General features: G+C 34.6%; 10 protein-coding genes. 5 read left to right on the forward strand and 5 right to left on the reverse strand.

Annotated elements, in window-relative coordinates; all coding sequences use genetic code 11:
• Positions 1-111: 111 nt before the first annotated feature.
• A complete protein-coding gene (locus tag ACM55I_RS08930) occupies positions 112-468 on the reverse strand; it encodes a hypothetical protein (RefSeq protein WP_416846417.1) in 357 nt (118 codons plus the stop codon).
• An 18-nt stretch (positions 469-486) separates the two neighbouring features.
• The gene (locus ACM55I_RS08935) at positions 487-1,665 is read right to left on the reverse strand and encodes an AIR synthase related protein (RefSeq protein WP_416846418.1); all 1,179 of its coding nucleotides are present in this window, start codon (positions 1,663-1,665) and stop codon (positions 487-489) included.
• 398 nt (positions 1,666-2,063) lie between these two features.
• Here ACM55I_RS08935 and ACM55I_RS08940 point away from each other — a divergent pair, with 398 nt between their 5' ends.
• A complete protein-coding gene (locus ACM55I_RS08940) occupies positions 2,064-2,345 on the forward strand; it encodes a DUF4242 domain-containing protein (RefSeq protein ID WP_416846419.1) in 282 nt (93 codons plus the stop codon).
• A 146-nt stretch (positions 2,346-2,491) separates the two neighbouring features.
• A complete protein-coding gene (locus ACM55I_RS08945) occupies positions 2,492-2,860 on the forward strand; it encodes a VOC family protein (protein ID WP_416835834.1) in 369 nt (122 codons plus the stop codon).
• Positions 2,861-2,934: 74 nt separating this feature from the next.
• On the opposite strand, the gene ACM55I_RS08950 is transcribed toward ACM55I_RS08945, so the two are convergent.
• Positions 2,935-5,124 carry a glutamine synthetase III family protein gene (locus tag ACM55I_RS08950; RefSeq protein ID WP_416846420.1) on the reverse strand — a complete coding sequence of 730 codons (2,190 nt, stop codon included), beginning with the start codon at positions 5,122-5,124 and terminating at the stop codon, positions 2,935-2,937.
• Positions 5,125-5,499: 375 nt separating this feature from the next.
• On the opposite strand from ACM55I_RS08950, the gene ACM55I_RS08955 reads away from it, so the two are divergent.
• Positions 5,500-6,513, forward strand: a complete 1,014-nt coding sequence (locus ACM55I_RS08955; protein ID WP_416846421.1) for a glutamine synthetase beta-grasp domain-containing protein — start codon at positions 5,500-5,502, stop codon at positions 6,511-6,513.
• Positions 6,514-6,668: 155 nt separating this feature from the next.
• A complete protein-coding gene (locus tag ACM55I_RS08960) occupies positions 6,669-7,655 on the forward strand; it encodes a TerC family protein (RefSeq protein WP_416846422.1) in 987 nt (328 codons plus the stop codon).
• Positions 7,656-7,726: 71 nt separating this feature from the next.
• Here the strand turns inward: ACM55I_RS08960 and ACM55I_RS08965 are convergent, their stop codons facing one another.
• Positions 7,727-8,227: a hypothetical protein gene (locus ACM55I_RS08965; RefSeq protein WP_416846423.1), complete on the reverse strand. Its 501-nt coding sequence runs from the start codon at positions 8,225-8,227 to the stop codon at positions 7,727-7,729.
• An 85-nt stretch (positions 8,228-8,312) separates the two neighbouring features.
• Between ACM55I_RS08965 and ACM55I_RS08970 the strand changes: the two genes are divergently transcribed.
• A complete protein-coding gene (locus ACM55I_RS08970) occupies positions 8,313-8,885 on the forward strand; it encodes a DUF1543 domain-containing protein (protein ID WP_416846424.1) in 573 nt (190 codons plus the stop codon).
• A gap of 78 nt (positions 8,886-8,963) precedes the next feature.
• Here the strand turns inward: ACM55I_RS08970 and ACM55I_RS08975 are convergent.
• Positions 8,964-9,917, reverse strand: a 954-nt coding sequence (locus tag ACM55I_RS08975; RefSeq protein WP_416846425.1) for a T9SS type A sorting domain-containing protein, incomplete at its 5' end; no start/stop codon positions are given.

Raw genomic sequence — 9,917 nt, forward strand, 5'->3', positions numbered from 1 at the left:
TAATTTTTCTTGTTATAAAAGAGCGACCAACGGAAGCTACTTTTATGACTTAGAAAAATAGTATTTTATGCGCGGACTTGAAACGGTTAGCTGGATTAGCTTCTAAAAATTCTACTCACTCATTTCATCGTAACGCTCCGGAACTTGGGGATCGTAAAGTGGACAATTGAACTCAGCCAATGCCTCTACCAATTGATTCATGATTTTCCCTTCGGTGCCGTAGCAATCAATTTGAATGCTTTGAGGAGTAGTTTTTATTTGAAAAGCACCTTTCCCTTTGTTATTTTTCCAACTGTTTTCATCTACTTTTTCCCATTGAGAGAACAGTTTATTGATCCTATTGAGGATGACTGTTACAGGAAGTTCCTCAAGACCCGCTACTTCTTCTCCCTCAATAACGGCCTCGTAAACCAAGTGATGGTTTAGATAAATGCCGTCCTGATATCTCCAAAAAAGTAATTCGTACATGTCGTGTTGCTTTATTTTTTAATATTCGAAAGTTCCGTATTCGCTGGTAATGGTCAGTTTTTTAGCATCGGCTGCTTCTACTCTACCCACGATTTGTGCATCGACATTAAATGATTTTGAAATCGCGATAATGTCTTGGGCAATAGCTTCGGGAACATATACTTCCATGCGGTGTCCACAATTGAATACTTGGTACATTTCTTTCCAATCGGTTTTGGATTGTTCTTGTATCAACTGAAACAATGGGGGAACCGGAAATAAATTGTCTTTTATTATGTGTAGATTTTGTACAAAATGTAAAATTTTGGTTTGCGCTCCTCCACTGCAATGCACCATTCCGTGAATTTCATTGGACGAATAATTATCCAAGATTTTCTTGATAATAGGCGCATAGGTTCTGGTTGGTGAAAGCACTAATTGACCGGCATCGATTGGCGAATTTTCAACTGAATCAGTAAGATTTACTTGTCCGGAATAAATTAATTCTTCAGGAACTGCAGCATCAAAACTCTCTGGATATTTGGTTGCCAAATATTTCCCGAAAACATCATGACGCGCCGATGTTAATCCGTTGCTTCCCATTCCGCCATTATAGCTTTTTTCGTAAGTAGCCTGACCAAAAGAAGCCATACCTACAATTACGTCACCTGCTTTAATATTAGCATTGTCAATTACTTTAGAACGTTTCATACGGGCTGTTACGGTAGAATCTACAATAATAGTTCGAACGATATCACCTACGTCAGCCGTTTCGCCTCCTGTGGAATGAATGGTCACGCCAAAAGAATCCAGTTCTTTGATTAACTCTTCGGTACCATTGATGATTGCTGAAATTACTTCAGCTGGAATAAGATTTTTATTTCTTCCAATGGTGGAAGAAAGTAAAATATTATCTGTTGCTCCTACACACAATAAATCATCGATATTCATAATCAATGCATCTTGGGCAATACCTTTCCAAACAGAGATATCTCCAGTCTCTTTCCAATACATATACGCCAGAGAAGATTTAGTTCCCGCTCCGTCTGCATGCATAATCAGGCAATAGTCTTCGTCTTGGGTTAAATAATCCGGGACAATTTTGCAAAATGCTTGAGGAAACAATCCTTTATCAATATTTTTTATGGCGTTATGCACATCTTCTTTGGATGCCGAAACACCGCGAAGCGCATATCTTTTTGAAGTATCTGAACTCATGTAGTCTAGTTGTGTAACCTGCTTTTGGGCAGATGTGTTTTGCGGCAAAGATAATTATTTTTTTTGGGTTTTGCCTATTGGGTTTTCAAGTGTTTCGTTAAATCTATAATCTATAAATCGAATGTGGATTTATTTCATTAAATTTGTCATACTATTTTGTATACTAGCGCGTTACAAAACAAATGCAAAAAATAATCTGTAAACAAATACTGTTTATCTCAATGGGCATCCTACTAGATTTGGATTGATTTTAATTAAAATTTATAGCCAAACCCATTTAAAAGTTTAAGAAACTTTAACCTAAAATTAAACTCAAAAAAGTGGAAACCAGCGACCACATAAAAAAACGGGGCCTTACCGAAAAGCCATAAGAGTAGGAAACTAAAAACCACAACATTATGCCTAAATATGTAATTGAAAGAGAAATTCCTGGTGCAGGTAAACTTACTGCCGATCAGTTAAGAGCCATTTCACAAACTTCTTGTGGAGTACTGGGTAAAATAGGACCCCAAATTCAATGGGTCAACAGCCAAGTAACCGCTGACAAAATCTATTGTACGTATATCGCTCCCAACGAGGATATGATTCGAGAACATGCAAAGGCAGGCGGATTTCCAGCAAATTCCATAAGTCAAGTATTTGCGACCATTGACCCAACAACAGCAGAACAAACGGTTTAGTCTGGAACAACCTTAAGCGGCAACAGTGAAAATAAAAACCAACAGGCAAAAAACTGAACTTAAAATCTGCGTTTTAGAATTCAACAGCAAAACAAAGTCTTAAAAAAGAGTAATACAATACTTTATAAACAAAAAAATTAAATAAGATGAAAAATGCAATTAACTGGTTTGAAATACCGGTAAAAAATTTGAGCAGGGCACAAGCCTTTTACGAAACAGTTTTAGGCGCAAAAATGCAGCCAATGGAAGCCATGGGCATGAAATCAGCTTTCTTCCCGGCAGACATGGAACATGGAATTGGAGGTAGTTTAGTGGAAAATGCAGCATATCAACCAGCTGACAAAGGCACTTTAGTTTACCTCAACGGTGGTGAAGATTTGAGTATCCCTCTTGCAAAGATTGAAGCGGCAGGCGGAAAAATTATTTTGCCTAAAACATCAATAGGACCCAATGGTTTTATGGCACACTTCACCGACACTGAAGGAAACAAAGTAGCATTTCATTCCATGAAATAACAAGTCAGAAATTTTATAACCATAAAAAATGCCTGTCAAAACTGACAGGCATTTTTATGAAATAATGTTTGTTATTATTTTGTAAACAACAATTCTCTATATTTAGTCAACGTCCAAAGTTCATTGTCTACCAATAACTCCAGTTTATCACAATGTTCACGGATCACTTCAAAATAAGGCTTTACATTATTACAATAGGCTTCAGCCATTTCTTGAGCATCAGTCATTACGTTTGCTTTCTTTCTTTCGTTAGTCATTTCAACTACTTTAGAATTGATTCCTTCAATATGTTTTGAAATATCTTTGATCAATAAAATTTGCTCTTTGGCAATTGTTTCAAACTCAGCTCCAAAAATATCTTTCAAACCTTTAACATTTTCAATCAAAGTATTTTGGTAACGAATTGCAGTGGGAATAACGTGATTTGTAGAAATATCACCTAAAACTCTACCTTCAATTTGAATTTTCTTAGTGTACTCTTCCAATTCAATTTCGTAACGCGCTTCCACTTCAATGTGGTTCATAATCCCCATTTCAGAAAACAAATCTAAAGCTTGCTTAGAAGCTCTCGCTTTCAATGCTTGAGGAGTAGTTTTAAAGTTACTTAAACCTCTTTTCCCTGCTTCGATTTCCCATTCATCACTATAACCGTCTCCTTCAAAAAGAATTTTTTTGGAAACTTTAATATACTCTCTCAAAACATTGAAGATGGCATCGTCTTTCTTCATGTCTTTAGATTCAATCAAAGCATCTACTTCAATTTTGAAATCTTTCAATTGTTTTGCAACAATAGTATTCAAAGTAGTCATTGCATTAGCACAGTTTGCAGAAGATCCTACTGCTCTGAACTCAAATTTATTTCCTGTAAAAGCAAATGGTGAAGTTCTGTTTCTGTCCGTATTATCCAAAAGCACATCTGGAATTTTACCAACAACATTTAATTTTAAATCTGTTTTCTCTTCTGGAGATAATTTCCCGGTAGTTACCCCTTCTAATTCAGCTAAAACTTTGGTTAATTGCTCTCCAATAAATACAGAAATAATTGCCGGTGGAGCTTCATTGGCTCCTAATCTATGGTCATTACTTGCTGTTGCAATTGCACCTCTTAGTAATGATTCATAATCATTTACCGCTTTTATAGTATTGATAAAGAAAGTCAAAAACTGTAAATTGCTCATTGGCGTTTTACTTGGACTCAACAAGTTTACTCCGGTATCAGTTGCCAACGACCAGTTGTTGTGTTTTCCGGAACCATTAACTCCTTTGAACGGTTTTTCATGGAATAATACTTTCAAATCATGACGTTCAGCCACTTTTTGCATGACATCCATCAATAAACAGTTGTGGTCAACGGCTAAATTAGTCTCTTCAAAGATAGGTGCCAATTCAAATTGATTTGGAGCCACTTCATTATGACGTGTTTTAACCGGAATTCCTAACAACATACATTCTTGTTCTAAATCTCTCATGTATGTTAATGCACGAGTTGGAATAGAACCAAAATAATGGTCATCAAGCTGTTGTCCTTTTGCAGAAGTATGTCCTAGCAAAGTTCTTCCTGTCATCACTAAATCAGGACGAGAATTTGCTAAAGATTTATCAATTAAGAAATATTCTTGCTCCCAACCTAAGGTTGCAGTAACTTTCTTTACATTCTTGTCAAAATACTTACATACTTCCGTAGCAGCTTCATCCATAGCTGATAAAGCCCTCAATAATGGAATTTTATTATCTAATGCTTCTCCTGTATAGGAAATAAAAACAGTAGGAATACACAATGTAGTTCCAAAAATGAATGCTGGAGAAGTTGGGTCCCAAGCTGTATATCCCCTAGCTTCAAATGTGTTCCTGATTCCACCATTTGGAAAGCTGGATGCATCTGGTTCTTGTTGTACTAATTGTGCTCCACCAAATTTTTCTACTGGATCGCTACCGTCATAAGATGTTTCAAAAAAAGCATCATGTTTTTCAGCAGTGGTTCCTGTAAGTGGTTGAAACCAGTGTGTATAATGGGTTACTCCTTTAGACAAGGCCCACTCCTTCATACCCATTGCAATATAATCTGCTAATTTCCTGTCTATTTTAGTTCCGTGTTGAATAGCTCCCTGAACGGCTTTGAAAGCATCTGAAGTCAAATATTGCTTCATCGCTTTATCATTAAACACATTAGAACCATAAATAATTGATTTCCTGTCTATTTCTTCAAAATGAACAGGTTTTCTATTGGAAGCTTCCTTTAATGCTTGAAAACGAATTGATGACATAATTATAAATTTAAAATATTAATCGTAATTTAAAACACATACAAATATAATTCATTCCAGTAATATTTAATCCTCTCATTAACATATCTTAACTTTCTTTTTAACATCGAAATTAAAATTAAAAAAATTAGTCCTTTTAACATTTGAAGTAATAAAAATCTTAACTATTTAATAATGACTAAAAAATCAGCATTATGAATTTAATTTTTATACCCAACTAAAATTACATTTTTTTAATTATACCCCTAAAAAAATGCAGTAATGCTAAAAATTATACCTCATTAAATAAAAATTACCCCCTGATTTTACGAGATTGACAAATTAATTTATATTTGCACAAGAAAATTATCAAAAAGAAAATAAATTTATATTATTATGGCTAAAATAAAGTTAGAATACCTTTGGTTAGACGGATACGAACCAACACAAAATCTTAGAAGTAAAACTAAAGTAGAAGAGCACGAAAATTTTCAAGGAACGTTAGCTGAAATAGGGAACTGGTCTTTTGATGGTTCTTCAACAAGACAAGCCGAAGGTGGTTCATCTGACTGTTTATTAGTTCCTGTTGCGATCTACCCTGATCCAACTCGTATTAATGGATACTTGGTAATGACCGAAGTGATGTTTGCTGATGGAAAACCACATCCATCTAATGGTAGATCTACTATTGATGATGATGGTGATTTCTGGTTCGGTTTCGAACAAGAATATTTTATCATGGATACTAAAACTTTATTGCCTTTAGGATTTCCAATAGGTGGTTACCCTGCCCCACAAGGTATGTACTACTGTTCAGTAGGTGGAAAAAACACACACGGAAGAGGTTTAGTAGAAGAGCATGCAGATTTATGTATCGCAGCCGGACTTAACTTTGAAGGTATCAATCAAGAAGTTGCTTGTGGCCAATGGGAATTTCAATTATTCGCAAAAGGAGCTAAAAAAGCAGGTGATGAAATCTGGGTTGCTAGATATTTATTAGATCGTTTGACTGAAAAATACGGTTACTATATTGAATACCACCCAAAACCATTAGGTGATACTGACTGGAATGGATCAGGAATGCACGCTAACTTCTCTAACGAAGTTCTTAGAACATGTGGAGATAAAGCAACATACGAAAAAATATGTGAAGCTTTCCGTCCAGTTGTTGAAGAACACATTGCGGTTTACGGAGCTTACAACGAACAACGTTTAACTGGTAAACATGAAACAGCTTCTATCCACGATTTCTCTTACGGAGTATCTGATAGAGGAGCTTCAATCAGAATTCCTTTATATACTGTTCAACATGGTTGGAAAGGATATTTAGAAGACAGAAGACCAGCATCTAATGGTGATCCATACAAAATTGCTGCAAGAATTATAAAAACTGTAAAATCAGCATTATAAATCTTAGCTAATTTATACTTAAAAGTGCCTTCATTACTGAAGGCACTTTTTTTTATGCCTTACAGCAATCACAAAGCAACTTTATTTAACAATAAGTTTAAAATTTAAATAATCAAAAAGTATCTTTACCCATCCTATAATTAACAACTTGATTTATGATTGTCTGGATTTCATTTTTAGCTGCCGTATTGCTTTTTCTTGCACTCGATTTAGGTGTTTTTAACAAAACGCCACACATTGTCAGCTCAAAAGAAGCTGGTAAATGGACTGCTATATGGGTAACATTATCTTTTTTATTTTCTGGAGTAATCTATTGGCTATACGGTAATAATTACATTTCAAATCCGGATGGATTGAAACCAATAGCCGCATCGATGAAATTCATAACAGGATATTTGATCGAATTATCCCTTAGTATTGACAATATATTTGTCATTGCCATAATTTTTGCTGCATTCAAAATACCCCAAAAATACCAACATCGGGTTTTGTTTTGGGGAATATTAGGAGCAATCATTTTTAGAGGTGCAATGATTTATTTTGGAGTTTTACTGATCAATAAATTCTCGTGGACAACCTATCTTTTTGGAGCATTTTTGGTTTATACCGCAATGCGGATGTTATTCACCGGTGAAGATGAAAAATTCGAACCAAAAAAATCTTTCATTTACAAGAGCCTTAAGAAACTGATGCCTATCTCCAATCACATGGACAAAGAACATTTTTTTGTAAAAAGAAGACATATTACTGCTGCAACTCCATTATTTGTAGCCTTGGTAGTTATTGAAGTCATGGATGTTGTATTTGCACTTGATAGTGTTCCTGCAATTTTAGCTATTACAAACGATCCTTTTTTAGTTTTCAGTTCTAATATTTTTGCCATATTAGGGCTACGTTCCATGTATTTCTTTTTGGCCAATATGTTAGAAAAATTTGCACATTTAGAATACAGCCTTATTGCTATTTTAACTTTTGTGGGGCTCAAAATGTTACTTCACGATTTTATCGAAATGCCTGAGTGGGTATCATTAGCTTTTATAGCTGTTTCGCTATTGGTCGGAATCATTGTATCTATAAAAATGGGGAAAGAAGAAGAAGAAGAAGAAGAAGAAGAAGAAGAAGTTGCTGAAGAAAATAGTTAATCTACATTGTATCATAAAAATATAAAAAAAGGGAGTCTTTCGATTCCCTTTTTTTGTGTATACCTCTAAAATTACATTTGAATTTTTTGAATTTGAGTTTCATTTAATTTTAAAGTCGACATAACCGCTTCAAAACTATTTTTATTTATCGAAGTTGCATAACCTCCCGGGACAATAACAACTCTTAAGACTTGATTCAATCTAAAATCCGTAGAAACCGATTGCAAATCATTTCCAATCATAAATACATTTACATCTCTTGTAGTATAATCTTGATCATAACCAAAATCAAGTGTTCCATCACTAAAATAATGTGTTTCAGGTAATAATTTCCATATATCACCACCCTGTGAAGTTGTACCGGATAATCGGTATACTAATACGACATCCGAAGAATAAATTGGATAATTAAAAGTGATTAATTTACTGTAGTTATTACTTGAATTAAACGAAGTAGTAACTTCAAATACTTGGCTAATAGTATTATCTACAACAGGTCCGTTATCAGTTACAGTACAGCTTTGTAAACTAAATAATCCTGCAATGGCTAAAAGGGTAAGTATTTTTTTCATGATTTAAATATTTTAATGGTTCTTTTTTTTATACATTCATGAATTGTGCCAAAGTATCTTTTTATTAAAAAATGTATATTTGAATATGAATGAAGAACTTAAATTATACATGGTAATGCTAGGCTGCAAGCCGGAAGGAAGGCTTACAGAGCAGCATGATATTTTTTTTGGAATTGGAGATTCTTTAAAAAATTTAATTCCGAAGATTAAAGTTTTTTGGCCTGAAGGCAAAGGAAAAATACATATTGATGCCTGGAGAGAAGTTACTGTAGTCGATAATTTTTCGATTGAAATTAGTACCAAAGATGTAGCTGCAACGACTGCTTCCGAAAAATTATTTTTTATTAATTTGGGTGGTTATAAAGAAAATGAATTTGAAGAATACCATTATAAAATACTTTCTGTTGCCAAAAGTTTAGGGTTAGCATCCAAAAATGCAAAAAAAACCACTTTCTATAAACATTTTGGTTTCAAGGGAGCTACTTCCCATATTGATGATAAATACGGTATCGATGTGGATGATATTTACAATGTATCGGATATATTGGACAAACAATTTAAAGAACGGTACTCCTTAAAAATTACAAAATCCGAAACTAATTTAAAAGAAGATGTATTGCATATTGAGTATTTGAAATTAGATAAAATTACTTTTTAATATTTTTAGATTAAAATCAGTTAACAAAAAAAGCATCCGCTTAAACGGATGCTTTTCAGTTAAAATTAGTTTTTGAAATTATTTGGAAGACATTACTTTTTTTACACTGCTTCCACGATCAGTAGTCACTTTCACAATATATACTTGCTCTTTTCCTCTACTTAATTTAAGGTCTAACGCAATTTCTTTGTTCAAATAACTATTGCTATCCATTTTAGAAAGTATTGAAATACCTTGCGCATTAAAAACCTCAATTTTCACATCAGATACATAATCAAATTTGTATTTGATCGTAAGCTGGTCTTTGAAAGGAACAGGATACGCATCAAACCCTGAGTTTGCAGTTTTAGCTGTTAGAGTTGTTTCTGTTGTTTTAGTATCTGGATTGGTAATTTTAGCTGGAGATGGTGCTGGACAATTTGAAGCACTACAATCTGCAGGATCTGAGATACAACCAGAACTTAGTTTTTTAACTTTTATACCCGTTACTGAACCTGGAACTAAAGAAGAAAACACAGTACCTGCCTGCCAGGTAACACCATTATCAATACTGTATACATAATCGGAACCTATTGGATTAAGAATAGTAACCGATCCTGTCGTTGGTCCACACAGAGACGGTTGAACTATGCAAACGGTTGGAGTTGCTGGTGATATTTTATCTACAGTCACTATCACATCATCTGTTTTTGTACATCCATTTGCTCCTGTTACCGTTACAGTATAAGTTGTTGTGGCAGTAGGTGAAGCTACAGGATTGGCAATATTTGTTGCACTCAATCCCGCTGCCGGTGACCAGGAATAGGAAACGCCTCCGCTGGCTCCCAAAGTGGTACTTGCAGTGGTGCAATTTATGGTCACATCGCTGCCCGCATTGGCTACAGGTAATGCTTTGTCAACAGTCACTATCACATCATCTGTTTTTGTACATCCATTTGCTCCTGTTACCGTTACAGTATAAGTTGTTGTGGCAGCTGGTGAAGCTACAGGATTGGCAATATTTGTTGCACTCAATCCCGCTGCCGGTGACCA

This window comes from Flavobacterium algoris (assembly GCF_048158525.1).
Lineage (GTDB): Bacteria > Bacteroidota > Bacteroidia > Flavobacteriales > Flavobacteriaceae > Flavobacterium > Flavobacterium algoris.

Coding starts and splice junctions, on each gene's coding strand:
- ACM55I_RS08945 (WP_416835834.1), top strand. CDS start 2,492: ATGAAAAATGCAATTAACTGGTTTGAAATACCGGTAAAAAATTTGAGC.
- ACM55I_RS08950 (WP_416846420.1), bottom strand. CDS start 5,124: ATGTCATCAATTCGTTTTCAAGCATTAAAGGAAGCTTCCAATAGAAAA.
- ACM55I_RS08930 (WP_416846417.1), bottom strand. CDS start 468: ATGTACGAATTACTTTTTTGGAGATATCAGGACGGCATTTATCTAAAC.
- ACM55I_RS08970 (WP_416846424.1), top strand. CDS start 8,313: ATGAATGAAGAACTTAAATTATACATGGTAATGCTAGGCTGCAAGCCG.
- ACM55I_RS08955 (WP_416846421.1), top strand. CDS start 5,500: ATGGCTAAAATAAAGTTAGAATACCTTTGGTTAGACGGATACGAACCA.
- ACM55I_RS08960 (WP_416846422.1), top strand. CDS start 6,669: ATGATTGTCTGGATTTCATTTTTAGCTGCCGTATTGCTTTTTCTTGCA.
- ACM55I_RS08935 (WP_416846418.1), bottom strand. CDS start 1,665: ATGAGTTCAGATACTTCAAAAAGATATGCGCTTCGCGGTGTTTCGGCA.
- ACM55I_RS08940 (WP_416846419.1), top strand. CDS start 2,064: ATGCCTAAATATGTAATTGAAAGAGAAATTCCTGGTGCAGGTAAACTT.
- ACM55I_RS08965 (WP_416846423.1), bottom strand. CDS start 8,227: ATGAAAAAAATACTTACCCTTTTAGCCATTGCAGGATTATTTAGTTTA.